Below are 15,491 nucleotides of genomic sequence, written 5' to 3'. Positions count from 1 at the left end.
ATGTTCGAGACGATAAGCTACGAGACCCACGAAGATCATGTGGCGACAGTGACGATCAATCGCCCGGATGCCATGAACAGCTTCAACAGCCAGATGGTTGAGGAGATGGCGGCAGTCTGGGAATTGATCAAGGCCGATGACCAGGTCCACGCCGTGGTGATCAGGGCGGCGGATGGCAGGGCATTTTCCACGGGTAAGGATGTCAAGGAAACAGATTCCATCTGGCGCGAGGGTGTGGTCTGGTCCCAGTGGGACCCGGGCAAGAAACTGGGGCCCAAGCAGAACGAAATGTGGAAGCCCATCATCTGTGCCGTACATGGCCTGTGCTGTGGCGGTGCGTACTACTGGCTCAACGAGTCGGATATTGTGATTTGCTCCGAAGACGCGGAGTTCTTTGATCCCCATGTGAGTTTCGGCATGGTCAGTGCCTGTGAGCCCATCGGTCTTACCCGGCGGATCGCCTATGGCGAGGTTATGCGCATGAACCTGCTGGGCAATGACGAGCGAATGTCGTCTGCAACGGCGCTGCGGATCGGCCTGGTCAGCGAGGTGATGGAATCCCGGGAAGCACTGTGGACGCGAGCAAGGGAACTGGCAGCCAAGGTTGCCAGCAAGCCTACCCTGGCTACGCAGGGCACGGTCAAGACCGTTTGGCAATCACTGGATAGCGGCCTCTCCACGGCCCTGGACAGGGCAATGCTCTATATACAGGTGAATAACCTGAGTGACGGCCAGGTTGACCGGGGCTCGGCAAAAAAATCTCCCCATGAAGTGCGCTGACTTGTGCCAATAACATAGATTTTTCTCAATGAAATTCGAATTTGACGAAGACCAGCAATTTATCCGTAACGATGCCCGCCGCTTTCTGGTCGACAGGTGTCCGATGGATGAAGTCCGCCAACACCTTGATAGCGACCCGGGTGTAGTCAGTCCGCTGTGGCGGGAAATTTGTGAGCTTGGTTGGCTCGGGGCGGCTATACCAGAAGCCTATGGTGGGCTGGGTATGGGATATCTGGAGCTTTGTGTTTTGGCGGAAGAATTGGGAAGAGTGGTGGCACCGGTGCCATTTTCCTCGAGTATCTATCTCGCGGCTGAGGCGATTCTGCAGTATGGATCTGAAGAGCAGAAGCAGCGGTATCTTCCTGGGCTGGCCTCCGGTGAACTCATCGGCACGCTGGCGTGGTGCGATGGCGGTGAAAAAACGGTAGTGCTAGAGAATGCTGCTATCACTGGAGCGAAGCGCCCGGTAGCTGCTGGCACCCTGGCGGACATCCTGGTCGTCAGCGCCGTGACGCCTGAAGATGGACAGGTTCTGGTGTTGGTAGATCTCGCAGAAGCAGCAGGGACGAGTGGTAAGTGCGTACAACGGGAGGCGCTGAAGTCTGCAGACCCCTCTGTGCGCAACGCTCAGCTCACATTTGACGCTTGCCCCGCGCAGATATTGGGCAATGGGGGGGAGGGCAGTGGGGCGCTTTGCGGGCTGCTCGACCGGGCTGCCGTGCTGCTGGCCTTCGAGCAGATAGGAGGAGCGGATCGCTGCCTTGAGTTGGCCGTAGATTACGTCAAAGAGCGCAAGACTTTTGGCCGTGCTGTGGGCTCCTACCAGGCGGTCAAGCATAAACTCGCAAAAATGTACGCGCACAATGAGCTGGCACGTTCGAATGCCTACTACGGGGCCTGGGCACTGGCATCTGGAAGTGAGGAACTACCTATAGCTGCGTCCGCGGCGCGCATCAGTGCTACCGAGTGCTTCGAGTTTGCCGCGCGAGAAGGGCTGCACCTGCACGGCGGTATGGGCTATACCTGGGAGGTCGACTGTCACCTGTATTTGAAGCGCTCCCGGGACCTGGCATTGCGCCTGGGAGGTTTACGGCAATGGAAGGAAAAGCTCGTCAGTGCAGCCCTGGCTGCGACAAGTTCCCCGGCGACTACGCCCACCTGGCTCGCCAACTCCTGAGGCGGATTCGGCACCAGCAATACATAGAGATTAGGCGGTTACATGAAAGCTGAAGACTTCGAGAAAATACACTACCGGGTATCCAGGGGGGTCGCACTGGTCACCCTCAATAACCCGGATCGACGCAATGCCTGGGGTGGTCGGATGTCTGTGGAATATCGTTGGGCCCTTTACAACGCGCATTCAGATGATAGCGTCAGGGTAGTCGTGGTTACCGGTAGTGGCGATGATTTCTGTGTCGGGGCTGACGCGAAGGAGCTGAACTCGATCGAGAGCGCCGGTGGCAACTACAAGAAAAGCAAGCTCGACCTTCCTCCTTACCCGGAAAATACACCAGAGCAATTCCAGCGTAATCACGCCTACCCGTTGTCTATCTCCAAACCCGTGATCGCTGCCGTTAACGGTAGCTGCGCCGGCGTCGGTTTTATTGTCGCCAGCTATGCCGACCTCCGTTTCGGCGCTGACAACAACATTATCAAGAGTGCGTTTGCGCGCCTGGGCTTGCCCGCAGAGTACGGCCTGGGCTGGATACTGCCGAAGATCATGGGCAGCAGTAATGCACTGCAGATACTGCTGGATGGGGACCGGATTGATGGCGCCGAAGCACTTCGCCTGGGCTGGTTGCAGAAAATTTTCCCGCCGGAAGAGCTTCTCGAGAAAACAGTGGATTACGCCGCCAGGCTGGCAAGGGAGAGCTCTGGCTTCTCCATGGCTTGCATCAAGCGGCAGGTCAATTTTGACGCAGAAGGGGATTTTTCTGCGGCTTACACCCGCTCTGTTGAGGATATGAACGCGGCGATCAAGCTACCCGATTTCAAAGAGGGGCTGCGAGCACTCAAAGAGAAACGAGCGACCAATTTTCTGGATAGTTAGACTTACTGACACAAGGAGAGCAACGATGAACACTGAACTGCTGGCGGACAAATTACTACTGGCCGAAATGGGCGCGCGCTACTGCGATGCCTGCGATCGCAAGGACTGGGATGCGGCACTGGCCCTGTTTGCAAAAGACGCCCACCTGGATGCCAGTGCAGTCTACGGAAAGACCTTTGATGGCCACGAGCAAATCCGGGAGTTCTTCGAGTCTGCGCCCGACTGCCTGGGGCATCATGCGACGGGCTTCTACTCCGATGTGGTCAGCGATACGCGGGCGACCGGGCGGCTCAAGATGTTGACCCTGTTCAAGCGCAACACATTTACCGTTGACTATGACTGGGAGCTGAACAAAGTGGACGACGAGTGGAAGATTGCCACCCAGAGCTTCAATATCCTCGGCAAGCAGGATATCAGCCCGGCTTGATAGTCTGGTATAGCCGGGGAAGTTTTCAGCTGGAGGGCTTGTAATTTAAACTAGACACATCTGTATAAAAATATTAATCTTTCGAATCTGGGTGCTGTAGATCTGTTATGGCATTCGGGGTGCGAGACCTCTTTGCCGGAACCTGGCGTGCGAGTCGGTTCCGGCCTTTTTAACCGCACGGTTTTCAGGATCGGGTTGTACGCTATCCATTCACAATGCCTATTCCGGCATGCAGTTTGCTACTTTCAGGACAAGACGTTATGAGCGAAGAATCTTCAGCAGAACCACAGGGAATTCTACCGATTGCCATCGAACAGGGCATTCTTGATGGTAAAGGCCTGACCCAGGGCGATATGAGCGAATTCGAAGACAAGGACAATGTTACCCAGGGTGAAGACGGATCCGCCGGTTTCAGCACCCACATGTTCCATACCGGTAAAATCATGGTGGCGGTCTATGAGGCCGAACCCGGCAAGGTCCATATTGATGGTGCAGTCTATGATGAATTCGTCCAGATTCTGGAAGGGCGGCTGATCCTGACGCCCGACAGTGGCGGGGAATTCGAATTCAAGACGGGTGAGTCCCTGGTGGTGCCAAAAGGGTACAAGGGCGGATGGCATATGCCTGAGAAATACCGAGAGTTGATCGTGATTGATACCGCCTATCTCGAAGAAAGCGGCGACAATTCCTGAAGATGCTCCTCCTTCCACTAAATATCAGGTAGCAGCAATGAATATCGAATGGCTTCGCGTAGTCGTGATCGGCGCCCTTTTCGCAGTTGTGGGCACCGGATATGCGATGGACGCAGTTGATGAACAAGTGCCCTCGTCGATGGCGAGCGACGCCAGGTCCACGAACTGGGAGTTGCTCGGCAACTCCCCCGACATGCAGCACCACTCCGGCCTGAGCCAGATCAACACCGAGACGGTGTCGGACCTGGGGCTCGCCTGGGCGATCGATCTCCCTACCCGGGATGGGCTCGTTGGCAATCCTCTCATCAGGAATGGACGAATCTTCCAGGGCGGATCGCAGAGCCAGGTCTTCGCCAACGATCTGCAGACGGGGAAGCTGCTCTGGACATACGAGCCTCTCGCCGACAGGCCTCCGGGGTCGTTTCTGGAGACCTGGTTGAGGAGTATTAATCGCGGAGTCGCGCTCGTTGATGACCTCGTCATCATCGGAACATCAGACTGCCGGCTCGTCGCAATCGATCAAGCGACCGGGGCCAAGCGATGGGAGACCGAAACCTGTGATGGCAGCCAGGCCTATATGATTACCGGTGCACCTCGCGTTGGGGGCGACAAGATCTTTATCGGCAACTCCTGCGCTGATATGGGTCTCAATCGCGGTCATGTGGATGCGGTTGATGCGAGAACTGGGAAACACCTGTGGCGCTTCTACACGGTTCCAGGCGACCCAAGCAAGTCTCAAGATAGTGCGCTCTATGAAATGGCGGCGAAGACCTGGGGTGAAGGGTGGTATGAGACGACCAGGGGCTGCGGCAGCGTTTGGGAAGCCATGGTTTACGACCCCGAATTGGACCAGCTCATCATCGGAACCGGCGCACCGGCACCTTCGGATCCGACCAAACGTGGCAAGGGCGCTGGCGACGAGCTCTTCACCAATGCCGTCGTCGCCCTGGATGCCCAGACCGGTGCGTACCGTTGGCATTTCAGCCAGGTGCCAGGTGACGGATGGAACTACGAGCCCGCTGTTGGGCTCATGACGGCCACCTTGCCGATCGACGGCGAGGACAGGCGCGTTGTCCTCAGCGTGCCGAAGAATGGCTTCGTCTATCTCCTGGACGCGAAGACCGGCGAGTTCATCTCGGGGCGCAACTACGTGCCGGTCAACTGGGCCAAAGGCCTTGACGGCGAGACCGGGCGACCGATCTTCGACTCTGCTGCACGCTACTGGGAAGCGGCCGACGGTGAGTCGACGATTGTTGTTCCGAGTAGCGCAGGTGCGCATGATTGGACCGCTCTGGCATTTGACCCCCAGAAGAATGTGCTCTTCATCCCCGCGATCACGATGCCTGAACGGTACGAGCGAACGGCCAGTGGAGATTACACCTACGATTACTCGCACGGCAGTCAAAGTGGCCCCGAATCGCAGGCATTCGCAGAGCTCGTTGCGTGGGATCCGGTCACCCAGAACGAGGTGTGGAGGCAGCGCAATGCATTGCCCCTGAACGGCGGGGCCTTGCACACGGCGGGCGGACTCGTCTTCCAGGGGACGGCCGAGGGCTATCTGAACGCCTACGATGCTACCTCGGGAGAGCTGCTGGAGTCGTTCACAGCCGGTGGCGCGATCCGGGCTGCGCCGTCGACAGTAATGGCCGACGGTCTACAGTACATCATCGTGCCTGCTGGTGCGCCTTCCTCATCCACCGCATCGTCCGGATTGACAGACTACAGCTCGACGAAGGAGTCGCGCAGCCGGCCACGGTTGTTGGCCTTCGTGCTGGGAGGGGATGCATCGACGCCCCCATGGGCCGCCCCGCTGACTTTTCGGAAACCGTCGGTCGACCCATATCCACCGGAAGTGGCGGCGATGGGGGAAGCTATTTATTCGCTCGCGGGATGCGTGGCATGCCACGGATATGGCGGCCAATCCGTCGGGGGCGCGGCAGCCGACCTGCGCATGCGCCTGCCTCCAACTATCGATTACTTGAAGGCAGTGCTGGGCGGAGCGTTCGCCCCGCGTATGCCAGAGGTGGAGCTAGACGATGCCAGCACCGAGGCGCTCTACGCCTACCTGGTTAACACCGCCTGGAGCGCATACGAGGATGCCAATACGCATACACGAGCTGTCGGCCAGGAATAACGGGAGACGGAGGCAGGCCCCGTCCCGGAGGACTCGCCAGGGAACCGGCAGCGACATTAACAAAAATGGCGCAAACCAAGCATGAAGAAAAGCATTAAACGCAGAGATTTTCTCAATGGAGCGGCGATCGCGATCGCCGCGGGCAGCACACTGCCCGCCCGAAGTTTAATCGCGTCAGATTCTGTCGAGCAGTTATTACCTACGCCTGCATCAGATGGCTTGGGAAAAAAGTACTACCCCCCTACACGGACGGGTATTCGAGGTAGCCACAACGGTTCCTTCGAAATCGCCCATGACCTGGCCTGGCGCGGCAACAAACCTGAACAATACAGTGAACTGGATGAGGGCTATGACCTCATTATTGTGGGTGGAGGCATCAGCGGTTTGGCGGCAGCCTACCTCTATCAACAACAGGCCGGCGCCGACAAAAAAATTCTTATATTAGATAATCACGATGACTTTGGCGGTCACGCAAAGCGCAACGAATTTCAGCTGGGGGATCGTACCCTGCTGGGGCCTGGTGGCAGTTTCAATCTCGAACACTACTCTTTTAGCGATACAGCAGCACGAGTCATCAGTGAACTGGACATCGACTTAGACAAGCTCGACGCCGCACGCGAGCCCGACTTTCTTCTGGCCCAGCTTAACTCGTCGCAGGGATACTTTCTCAACGAAGAGCATTACGGTCAGAATAAGATTATACAGGGCCACTGGCCCAGTGCCCTGGAGGGTGACGAAGAAACCGTTGAACTGATCCAGGAGCTGGGACTGCCCCCGGAACAACATCAACGCTTACTCGACCTGATCAATGGTGAAAAGGACCTGCTCGACGATCTCTCCCTGTTGGAAACCAAAGACTACATCGGCGCCACCTCCTACGAGGAGTTTTTGATTAAAAAAGCGGGGCTGTCATTGGATACCGTCAGGACGTTTGAGTCTTTTAATAAGATATTTATGGGTTAGGGCATCGAATCCGTGTCGGTGGAAACAGCATTCATGCTCGGTTACCCCGGTGCCAACAGCGTCGGTTATACCGGCAAGCTGCTCAACAAGCTGATGGATAGTCTCGTCGACAATATCAGTTTTCCGGTATTTCCAGATGGCAACGCCTCGGTCGCTCGCCTGCTGGTGCGCAAGCTTGTTCCTGCGGTTGCTCCCAACACATCCGGCGCATCCAGCAACGCAATGGAAAGTATCCTCACAGACCGTTTTGACTACAGCCAGCTCGATCGCAGCGATGCGCCTGTGCGTATTCGACTCAACAGTACGGCAGTTAATGTAAAGAATATTGATGATGGCGTAGAGGTATCCTACGTCCAAAATGGCAAGCCTTACAAAGTGCAGGCCAGGCACAGTATCCTGGCTTGTTACAATGGCCTTATTTCCCACCTGTGCCCGGAACTTCCTGAAGCACAAAAAGAAAACCTAAAGTACGGTGTAAAAGTACCGTTGGTTATGACCAGTGTACTTATACGCAGCGGTGCCTCGGTTCATGCCTCAGGTCCAGTACAATACCAATGCCCCGGCAGTTACTTCTCAGTCGTCACCAAAGCGCCGCCCGTAAGCCTGGGTGATTACCGCGATGGCAGCCGTGGCGACAACCCGCTGGTGCTGGTGATGCTTCATGCCCCTGCCCCCCGTAACAACGGCCAACAAAACGCCCGTGACCTTTACCGCCTCGGGCGCCATAAGCTTTATACCACCACCTTTGAAACCTATGAAAAGGAGGTAAAAGATCAACTAACGGCGATGTTTGGTGGCAACGGTTTTGATGCCGAACAGGATATTGAAGCGATTACCGTCAACCGCTGGTCACATGGCTACAGTTATGAATACAACAGTCTGTTTGATCCAGAGTGGGAAGAAGGGCAAGCCCCTCACGAGTTGGGACGAGCAGCAATAGGCCGTATCAGTATTGCCAATAGTGATTCAGAAGCGCAAGCCTATCTGCACAGTGCTATTGATGCGGCTGCACGAGCCGTTAACGAGATAATTGGATAAGCCGTTAGCGAGGCAATCACAGCGTAAGTACTCGAACAGGGCATTCCTGATCGTAAAGACCCGCCCCAGGGCAATAACTGGCGCGGTTCTGACCGGCTATTCCTCGCCCGCTTTTAAGGCATTCTCGTAGGACTCCCTTTCCACGACGATCAGCTCGCGGTAGTTCCCGAGCATCTGCCAGGTGCCAGTGAAGCCCTTCGGTACCATCAGCGAATCTCCCGCAACGAACTCCTGCATCTGACCATCCGCGTCCGTCAAAATCAGCTTGCCGCTAAGCACCATCACGTACTCATCGACGGGGAAAGGATTGGTGATTGCATGCGTGCCAGGATCATCTTCGTAGATTTCAACGACCAGCTCTTTGCCCCAATAGAGAGCGTCTCCGCGCGGTCGGTGATTTCCTTCTAGAAGGTCCTCGGGAGCGAGGAACGGCTCTCCCGCCGTGAGATCCACACCGGCGATTTTGTCGGGATTCATTCTCACCGGGGAGGGTGTAGTTTGTGTCTTGATCTCTTCCATCGTGTTTCCTCCAGCTTGTTCCGCCAGTGTGGGCTCCGCAACCAACAGGACCGCACACAGCGTGAGTCCCATGCATCCGATTCGCCCAGTTTGCTTTTTCGCCGGGCGGAGAGTTGTAGGTACGCCGAAGCGTGTTCTAGTAAGTGTGAGTACCGCCATTCTTGTTCCTCCTTCTGTTAGTTGCGACGGGTAGGCATTATGTATAGCTCAGCCTGGACTGGCAATAATTTACATAGACAGATCTGTAAAATAATAATAGGCTTTACATTGCTGTATAAATATAACCTGATTCACTTAAATATAATAGCCGGAGTGGTGAGATGAAAACCGTACAAAAGACCCTGATAGCCATGGCCATAGCAGGTGTAGCTACACCTTTCGCGGCTCATGCTCAACTTGAAGAAATAGTTGTTACGGCCCAGAAGCGAGAGCAGAGCCTTCAGGACGTGTCCATCGCGATCTCGGCGTTTGACAGCTCCCAGCTCACTGAGTTGGGGTTGACGAATCTGGAGCAACTGCCCTATGTCATCCCCAGCGTACAACTTTCTGATGCACGCGGTGCCGGACAGCCTACCTGGGTTATTCGTGGCGCCGGCCTGGCCGACTTCAACGCCAACAATACACCTGTCGCTGCTATCTTCTACGATGAAGTGTATATGACCTCCAATGCCCTGGGGGGAATAGGGCTATTCGATGTCGAGCGTGTCGAGGTGCTCAAGGGGCCCCAGGGTGGTCTCTATGGCCGTAATGCCACTGGCGGCGCGGTCAGAATTCTGTCTGCGCGTCCGGACCTGAGTGAAACAAGCGGTTTCGTGGGTGGGACCTACGGTGAATGGGACCGCTGGACCCTTGAAGGCGCTATTGGTGGTCCGATTATCGAGAATACACTGGCCTATCGGCTTGCGGTCAATACGGACCAGGGTGGCGGCTGGCAGGATTCCCTGGCTACGCCGGGAGATGACGAGCACGGCGATCGCGATTTCCAGGCGATAAGAGGTCAGCTGCTATTCGCTCCCAGCGATGAGCTCGAGTTTTTGCTGAAAATCGATTCTGGTAAGGATGAGTCAGAAACCACACTGGCTAGATCGACTGGCGCCTATGAGCCATTCTTTGGGTACTGTGATGCGATCCTCCAGGGGCGTCGTGACGATTCGACCTGTCTCGGGTTCCACAACCTGATCGGGGATCCGCTTCTGCCGTCTGATCAGAAGAAGAATGGTGAAACCGTACTGTCGAATCCAATCAATGAACTGGATAACGAGTGGACAGGATACAATTTGTACATAGATTGGGATTTAGGGTTTGCGGATTTCAAATCGATCACGTCCTATTACGATTACGATTACTACCAGTTCTTCGATTATGACGCCACTCCACTTGAAATTGTCACCAGTGTAGAGGGGTTCCCCGACGCGGATACCAATATCGAGCAGTGGTCGCAGGAGTTTCGTCTGACATCCACGGGTGATGGGCCTTTGACCTGGCTCGCGGGTGCCTCTTACGCGGAGGATACCAACGAGAGCATACAGAGTTTCTCAGTGCAAACGCTGGCAGACCTGGGTTTTGTGGAATTCACGCATGGCATCGCAGATTACACCCAGGATACCGAAGCCTGGGCTGTTTATGGCCAGGTGGGATATGACCTGACCGAACGCCTTAACCTTCATGGTTCGCTTCGCTACACGGATGAAGACAAGGACATTGACTATCTATCTACATTGATTATCGGTGGGTCCCCAGTTCCCCTTGGTGATGTCGAAGGTTTTGAGACATCCCTGGACGAGAACTGGTCAGGGCATATTGGTTTGGATTGGAGCGTAACCGACCACGTACTCCTGTACGCCAGGTTTTCCCGAGGTGTTAAGTCCGGTGGCTTCTTCGCCGCATTCACAGACAATAATGACCAGCTGACGCCTTATGCTGAGGAAGTCAATGATTCATTTGAAATCGGCGTGAAGTCCAACCCGACCGAAGAGCTGCAGATTAACGCGGCGGCTTTCTTCTACGATTACCAGGACGCCCAGGGAGGCATCCAGGTCGAATCGGACGGCTCCCCCAGCGGTACTCTCTCCACAATTGGTACGGTGGGTGACGCCGAGCACTACGGTGTGGAAGTGGACCTGGTGTGGGCACCTTCAGCTCTGCCTGGTTTTCAACTCGGTGTGGCCGCTGCCTGGCTTGACGCCGAGATAACCGACTCAGACGAGTTTTCTCTTGATCTGTCCGGAGGCCTGGTGGGCGAAAATCAACCGCAACCCCTGGAGGGCCTGGATCGCGAGTATTCACCGGAATGGAGCTATACCATTAATGCCCGACAGGAAGTCACCTTTGCTGACAACCTGCTCGGAAGTATATCGGCCATTTATAGCTGGCGTGACGACCCGATTACCCGGGATATGCGCTTGTCGGACGTGGACTACGGACTAATCCAGGAGGAGTCCTACGGCCTGCTGAGCCTGCGCGTTGCACTGGCCCACCTTGATCAGGGCTGGGAGATAGCACTCAGGGGCGACAACTTGACGGATGAAGAGTACACCACCATTTCCTCGGGGGATGGTGGCGGTAACTTCTGGGATATGCCCGGGCGTCCCGCCAGTTGGACTGTAGAGCTACGGTATGACTTTTAACACATGATACCTCTTTCCGGAGCTGGCACTCGGTGCTGGTTCCGGTTTTTTTTTGTCAACACGCTAACGCTTCCGGAGACTATCTATGTTCTACGCTAAACTTGCTACGTTTCTACTACTTATCCTTTCAGGAGCAAGCGTAATGAGCCAGGAGTCATATTCAGCGCCAACGACAGTGATACCGATTGCTATTGAACAGAGCTATCTGGAAGGCAGGGGACTGACCAGGGTTGATCCATCAGAGTTCGATGGCGAAAATATTACCCGAGACGATGACTATACCTCGGATTCCTATAAGCATGATTTTCATTTCGGGAAAATTCTGGTTGCTGTCTACGAGGCTGGGCCAGGCAGGGTCTACATTGATGGCGCCGTTTATGACGAATTCGTTCATATTCTGGAAGGGCGTCTGATACTCACCCCGGATGGCGGGGACCCTGTCGAATTCAATCAGGGAGACTCCCTGGTGGTACCCCAGGGTTATAAAGGGTACTGGCATATGCCTGAAAAGTATCGGGAGCTAATCATCATCAATACAGATTATGCTCAAACGGAAGATGGGTCTTAAAGAGGGGCTATACTGCTAAGTGACTGATTCAAACTCAATGGCAAGCCCTGAAGAGGTGGTCAGGGCCTATTATGCAGAAGTCTCTGAAGGGCGCTTTGAGGACGCTGCTGCGCGCCTGTCACCTGATTCCACGCTCTGGATACTGGGAGAGGGCCACTGGCCACTGGGCGGCCGCCATGATCTCTCAAGCCTGAAAAAGATACACGCCACTGTCGCAGAGCGATTCCCGGGCGGCCTTAAGGTAACTGTGAAGGGGCTGACCGTAGAAGGTGAGCGCGTTGCTGTGGAGGCCGAGTCCCTGGGCACTCGTATTGACGGTAAGATCTATCACAACAACTACCACTATTTGATAATCGTCAGAGACGGGTTGATCCGTGAGCGGCGCGAGTACCTGGATACCATTCACGCCAACGAGATGCTCTGCGGTCCCCTCACTAACTAGCCAAACGCCTGGCTGACGGTCTATATACTGGCCATTCAGTACTAATCACAGACAATACAAATGTCACTCGTAGTATGTGAGGGCGGCCTATGCCGGCTGCGGCAATAGGCCCTGATCACGTTCTTCCAGATCGCGTTGTTCATGTTATTCACGCGCCGGTTTTGGCTTCTCCGCGGCAGTAAATCCCCATTGCAAATGCCCCAACCCATGCCAACAGCATGAAGGTACTGTAGTCCATGATGTCGGCCAGAGGGATTACACCGGTGACCAGAAAGCCATAGAAGACGGGATAGATAATACCGAAGAGGCCCAGGCTGACAGCGGCAACCTTTGCACTGGTTGAGAATTGGAACAGTGGGCGGGCGACCAGTAGGCCGAACAGCGACCAGAGCCATAGCCCCAGGTAATCGAAGTAACTGGTCAGGCTGTAAGGGTAAGACTGGCTATTAATGGAGAGTAGGGTTAGCCCCGGCTCCTGGCTGGCTGATCCTGCGGCCAGATCCTGGGCGGCCAGGGGGAGGATCCAAAGTTCGGTGCCCTTGGTGATTAGTATCGCCATGGTGCCGAGCATCAATACGATGCCGCCTGATACTGCCGCCAGCGGGTTAATGCTGAAAGCCTTCCAGCATGCGGCAGCAAAAATTGCTGCAAGCGTGAACACCTGGACAATCTGGGTGACCCAGCTGAGAACAAAGGCGCCGTTGTTTTCATTCAGCCAGGCGACTTTCTCGGCGGCAGTGCTGCCAGCGGGGGCGTCATAGACGCCGAACATGCTCACGGCTGTGAACACGAAAAGGACGATAGCCGACAGGTATGTGGCTTTGTTGATTTGACTGTCTAATCGAGCGGTAGTGCTCATAGTTAACTCCATAGAAAATAACTGTTTGTTGTTTTTCGCTTTACTTCACTTTTTCAACCACGGCATTCACATCCAGGTCCAGTTCAACCCGGCGCCGATGATAGCGCCAGCCTTCCTCGGTTCGCTTCAGCTCGTCGATATACCAGCCTGAGGCGACAAATTCATTGCGAGTTCCCTTGCCGTCCTGGAGAACAGTGAGCATGCGAACGCGCTGCTGGGCGGTATCGCCGCTGATGTCGATTTCCGGTTCTGTAGTCACATGGACGGCCGTCGTGGTGGCGTTGCAGCGTGCGGCAATCTGCTCGCGCCCGACGTAGATTCCTTCGCCAACGATATTGAACTGTGCGTCCTCCGTGAAGAGATTGGAGTACGACGTGCCGTCTGCCAGGTCGGCATAGCGATTGTATTTGGCATTCAATTGCCGTATTGCCACATAGTCTAAAAGGTTCTGCAGTTCGGTTTTTTGCATGAAATATTCAGTCGCCTTGCTAGCCGATGTCCAGTTGCTCATTGACAGCCCGCCAGGCTGCGTCGATAGCAGCGTCGAGGTAGGCCTTGTTTTCGGAATCTGAGTTGGCGATGCTGATGCGACCAAAGCGCTTGCGGCCCAGTTCGTGAGGCGCTTCGCCTTCCGGCCATTGCGGGTCGTAGAGCTCCATGTAATCGTAGGCGTAGCCGTGTGACCAACGGTTGATGGTGATCGCTTCGATGTCGCGCTCGGCATCGAAGCCGAAAGCGCCAAACATACCGGTTAGTTGCTCGCGTATCTCCTGCTCATAGTCGGCAAAGGTCGTGGTATAGAGTTTATGCCTGGCCTGGCGGTAAAGGTCGCGGCCGGTCTGGCTGCCGTTGTTTCTGTCCGTAGGCGATGTCAGCATATAGATGAGCATGGGCGAATCGGTATCGTCGTTTGCCTTGTAATCACCGATCGAAACGGGTGGCGCGCTGGATACCAGATGGTAGTGGCTGGTGGGGCAGTGAAATACCTCAACGCCTGCTTTGTTGAAGGCCTGGCGATTACGAATCAGTACGTTGGTCGCCAGCAGTGGTACTTTGACGCTATAACGCAAGTTCTCCTTCTGCTCCTCGGGCATGTCCGGGCAGAGGTGAGGGATGAGTCCGTTGTAGCAGGCCATTACGCAATGCTTGGCCTTAACCCGATAGGCCGTCCCTTTGGTCACGTAGGCTACTGAAACCGAGCCGTCGGGGTTATTGCTCGCGTTGACCGCGGAGCTGTTTAGGCGAAGCCGTATCGGGTGGTTCGGTAAATCCAGTTTGTTGTAGTCGAAGCGGGCCGTGACCAGATCCTCGATAGTGTCGCCGGGGGCCACTGCGGGAATCAGTCGACGTACCATTTGCCTGGTCAGGGAAGCATTGCCATCGGGCATCCAGACGATATCGGATTCTTCCATAATCAGGGTGTCTGCGAGGGTCGCGTAGGCTTCCTCTCCAAGCACACTGAAGCCAGGCGCTCCCCACTTGACCGCCTCGGCAATCGAGATGGAATCGGGGTACAGGCAGAAAGTGACGCCGATGATGGTGTTCCACAGAGATGAGGTGGGTTCCGCCAGTCCAACGTAATCTGTCAGGAACGCCTGGTAACTCGTGCTCTTGAGGAAGCCCTTGATATTCTTCTCTGGTATTGCCTTCTGGAGCTCAAGGGTGCCCTCCACAAATGCGATGAGTTTTTTTTGCTCGGAAGCGGGTACCGTCAGGGATTGGATAAGCTCCCGGTAGTTGCCCATGCCGAACCAGGTGCCCATCCAGGGACCGTTGACGATTTTGTCCTCACCGAAGTGTTTTCTGTCGGTATACAGGCCAACTTCAACATCTGCGTCTGCCATGCCCCAGCCGGGTGCCATGGCATCCCTCACCTTGTTCAGATCAAAGCCGAGATCACTGATCAGATTTTTGGATTGCTGGGAATAGAGGTGAGAATCCTGGAAGTTACCGCTGCCACCGGGGCCGAGCAACATCTGGCCCTGACTATGAAATTCATTGCGCCTGGCGTGGCCGCCAAATTCATCGTGGTTATCCAGCAGCAGGATGCGTGCATTTTTTCGAGCCTTCTGCTGGTAGAACAGGGCGGCAGCCAGGCCGCTGATGCCCGCGCCTACCACTACCAGGTCATACTCTTCATCCAGGTCCTGGTAACTGGAAGGCTTTTCGCCGTTCCAGGCCAGGGCATGTGACACTTCAAATGCGCCGTCATGATTGCCGCGAATACCAGTCAACGCCGGCGGGTAGTAATCGCCTGAGTGTCCCGATGCTGACTTTACCGCCTCCGCCAGTGCTGTCTGTGGGCTGACCATGGCCGCGCCGGCCAGGCTGATGGTAACGCCGTTGAGAAAGTCTCTTCGTGTGATTTGCTTGGCCACGCTATTCCTCCGTC

General features: G+C 55.4%; 15 protein-coding genes. 11 read left to right on the top strand and 4 right to left on the bottom strand.

Annotated elements, in window-relative coordinates:
- The 8 genes from F0M18_RS08105 (at position 1) to F0M18_RS20100 (ending at position 8,084) form a co-directional block, all read left to right on the top strand.
- A complete protein-coding gene (locus tag F0M18_RS08105) occupies positions 1 to 780 on the top strand; it encodes an enoyl-CoA hydratase/isomerase family protein (RefSeq protein ID WP_149610901.1) in 780 nt (259 codons plus the stop codon).
- A 28-nt stretch (positions 781 to 808) separates the two neighbouring features.
- The gene (locus F0M18_RS08100) at positions 809 to 1,957 is read left to right on the top strand and encodes an acyl-CoA dehydrogenase family protein (RefSeq protein WP_149610900.1); all 1,149 of its coding nucleotides are present in this window, start codon (positions 809 to 811) and stop codon (positions 1,955 to 1,957) included.
- A 42-nt stretch (positions 1,958 to 1,999) separates the two neighbouring features.
- Positions 2,000 to 2,830: an enoyl-CoA hydratase-related protein gene (locus tag F0M18_RS08095; protein WP_149610899.1), complete on the top strand. Its 831-nt coding sequence runs from the start codon at positions 2,000 to 2,002 to the stop codon at positions 2,828 to 2,830.
- Between the two features lie 25 nt (positions 2,831 to 2,855).
- Positions 2,856 to 3,257 carry a nuclear transport factor 2 family protein gene (locus tag F0M18_RS08090; protein WP_149610898.1) on the top strand — a complete coding sequence of 134 codons (402 nt, stop codon included), beginning with the start codon at positions 2,856 to 2,858 and terminating at the stop codon, positions 3,255 to 3,257.
- 260 nt (positions 3,258 to 3,517) lie between these two features.
- The gene (locus tag F0M18_RS08085; RefSeq protein ID WP_188109646.1) at positions 3,518 to 3,949 is read left to right on the top strand and encodes a cupin domain-containing protein; all 432 of its coding nucleotides are present in this window, start codon (positions 3,518 to 3,520) and stop codon (positions 3,947 to 3,949) included.
- A 37-nt stretch (positions 3,950 to 3,986) separates the two neighbouring features.
- Entirely contained in the window at positions 3,987 to 6,083 is a 2,097-nt protein-coding gene (locus F0M18_RS08080) for an outer membrane protein assembly factor BamB family protein (protein ID WP_149610896.1), read from the top strand.
- A gap of 81 nt (positions 6,084 to 6,164) precedes the next feature.
- The gene (locus tag F0M18_RS20105; protein WP_262500872.1) at positions 6,165 to 7,046 is read left to right on the top strand and encodes an NAD(P)-binding protein; all 882 of its coding nucleotides are present in this window, start codon (positions 6,165 to 6,167) and stop codon (positions 7,044 to 7,046) included.
- A 12-nt stretch (positions 7,047 to 7,058) separates the two neighbouring features.
- The gene (locus F0M18_RS20100) at positions 7,059 to 8,084 is read left to right on the top strand and encodes a flavin monoamine oxidase family protein (RefSeq protein WP_262500871.1); all 1,026 of its coding nucleotides are present in this window, start codon (positions 7,059 to 7,061) and stop codon (positions 8,082 to 8,084) included.
- A gap of 96 nt (positions 8,085 to 8,180) precedes the next feature.
- Here F0M18_RS20100 and F0M18_RS08070 read toward each other — a convergent pair whose 3' ends face one another.
- Positions 8,181 to 8,603 (bottom strand): cupin domain-containing protein, encoded by a 423-nt coding sequence (locus tag F0M18_RS08070; protein ID WP_188109645.1) that lies wholly within the window; start codon positions 8,601 to 8,603, stop codon positions 8,181 to 8,183.
- Between the two features lie 320 nt (positions 8,604 to 8,923).
- Between F0M18_RS08070 and F0M18_RS08065 the strand changes: the two genes are divergently transcribed.
- The 3 genes from F0M18_RS08065 to F0M18_RS08055 all read left to right on the top strand — a co-directional run bounded on the left by F0M18_RS08065 (position 8,924) and on the right by F0M18_RS08055 (position 12,240).
- The gene (locus F0M18_RS08065) at positions 8,924 to 11,230 is read left to right on the top strand and encodes a TonB-dependent receptor (protein WP_149610894.1); all 2,307 of its coding nucleotides are present in this window, start codon (positions 8,924 to 8,926) and stop codon (positions 11,228 to 11,230) included.
- A 142-nt stretch (positions 11,231 to 11,372) separates the two neighbouring features.
- Positions 11,373 to 11,798: a cupin domain-containing protein gene (locus F0M18_RS08060; RefSeq protein ID WP_188109644.1), complete on the top strand. Its 426-nt coding sequence runs from the start codon at positions 11,373 to 11,375 to the stop codon at positions 11,796 to 11,798.
- Between the two features lie 37 nt (positions 11,799 to 11,835).
- The gene (locus tag F0M18_RS08055; RefSeq protein WP_149610892.1) at positions 11,836 to 12,240 is read left to right on the top strand and encodes a nuclear transport factor 2 family protein; all 405 of its coding nucleotides are present in this window, start codon (positions 11,836 to 11,838) and stop codon (positions 12,238 to 12,240) included.
- A 148-nt stretch (positions 12,241 to 12,388) separates the two neighbouring features.
- On the opposite strand, the gene F0M18_RS08050 is transcribed toward F0M18_RS08055, so the two are convergent.
- From F0M18_RS08050 to F0M18_RS08040, 3 genes are read right to left on the bottom strand one after another with little or no spacing between them, the layout of a single operon-like run.
- Positions 12,389 to 13,099 (bottom strand): hypothetical protein, encoded by a 711-nt coding sequence (locus tag F0M18_RS08050; RefSeq protein ID WP_149610891.1) that lies wholly within the window; start codon positions 13,097 to 13,099, stop codon positions 12,389 to 12,391.
- Positions 13,100 to 13,139: 40 nt separating this feature from the next.
- A complete protein-coding gene (locus F0M18_RS08045) occupies positions 13,140 to 13,568 on the bottom strand; it encodes a nuclear transport factor 2 family protein (protein WP_188109643.1) in 429 nt (142 codons plus the stop codon).
- 19 nt (positions 13,569 to 13,587) lie between these two features.
- Positions 13,588 to 15,477 carry an NAD(P)-binding protein gene (locus F0M18_RS08040; protein WP_149610889.1) on the bottom strand — a complete coding sequence of 630 codons (1,890 nt, stop codon included), beginning with the start codon at positions 15,475 to 15,477 and terminating at the stop codon, positions 13,588 to 13,590.
- Positions 15,478 to 15,491 lie beyond the last annotated feature (14 nt).

The organism is Pseudohalioglobus sediminis (assembly GCF_008370495.1).
In the GTDB taxonomy this organism is placed as follows: domain Bacteria; phylum Pseudomonadota; class Gammaproteobacteria; order Pseudomonadales; family Halieaceae; genus Halioglobus.
The sequence above is the reverse complement of the archived record's forward strand: the minus strand, read 5'-3'. Positions and strand labels throughout refer to the sequence as shown.

Excerpts from the sequence above, each read along its gene's own strand:
- F0M18_RS08105 (WP_149610901.1), top strand. The coding sequence starts at position 1 with ATGTTCGAGACGATAAGCTACGAGACCCACGAAGATCATGTGGCGACA.
- F0M18_RS08100 (WP_149610900.1), top strand. The coding sequence starts at position 809 with ATGAAATTCGAATTTGACGAAGACCAGCAATTTATCCGTAACGATGCC.
- F0M18_RS08095 (WP_149610899.1), top strand. The coding sequence starts at position 2,000 with ATGAAAGCTGAAGACTTCGAGAAAATACACTACCGGGTATCCAGGGGG.
- F0M18_RS08090 (WP_149610898.1), top strand. The coding sequence starts at position 2,856 with ATGAACACTGAACTGCTGGCGGACAAATTACTACTGGCCGAAATGGGC.
- F0M18_RS08085 (WP_188109646.1), top strand. The coding sequence starts at position 3,518 with ATGAGCGAAGAATCTTCAGCAGAACCACAGGGAATTCTACCGATTGCC.
- F0M18_RS08080 (WP_149610896.1), top strand. The coding sequence starts at position 3,987 with ATGAATATCGAATGGCTTCGCGTAGTCGTGATCGGCGCCCTTTTCGCA.
- F0M18_RS20105 (WP_262500872.1), top strand. The coding sequence starts at position 6,165 with ATGAAGAAAAGCATTAAACGCAGAGATTTTCTCAATGGAGCGGCGATC.
- F0M18_RS08070 (WP_188109645.1), bottom strand. The coding sequence starts at position 8,603 with ATGGAAGAGATCAAGACACAAACTACACCCTCCCCGGTGAGAATGAAT.
- F0M18_RS08065 (WP_149610894.1), top strand. The coding sequence starts at position 8,924 with ATGAAAACCGTACAAAAGACCCTGATAGCCATGGCCATAGCAGGTGTA.
- F0M18_RS08060 (WP_188109644.1), top strand. The coding sequence starts at position 11,373 with ATGAGCCAGGAGTCATATTCAGCGCCAACGACAGTGATACCGATTGCT.
- F0M18_RS08055 (WP_149610892.1), top strand. The coding sequence starts at position 11,836 with ATGGCAAGCCCTGAAGAGGTGGTCAGGGCCTATTATGCAGAAGTCTCT.
- F0M18_RS08050 (WP_149610891.1), bottom strand. The coding sequence starts at position 13,099 with ATGAGCACTACCGCTCGATTAGACAGTCAAATCAACAAAGCCACATAC.
- F0M18_RS08045 (WP_188109643.1), bottom strand. The coding sequence starts at position 13,568 with ATGCAAAAAACCGAACTGCAGAACCTTTTAGACTATGTGGCAATACGG.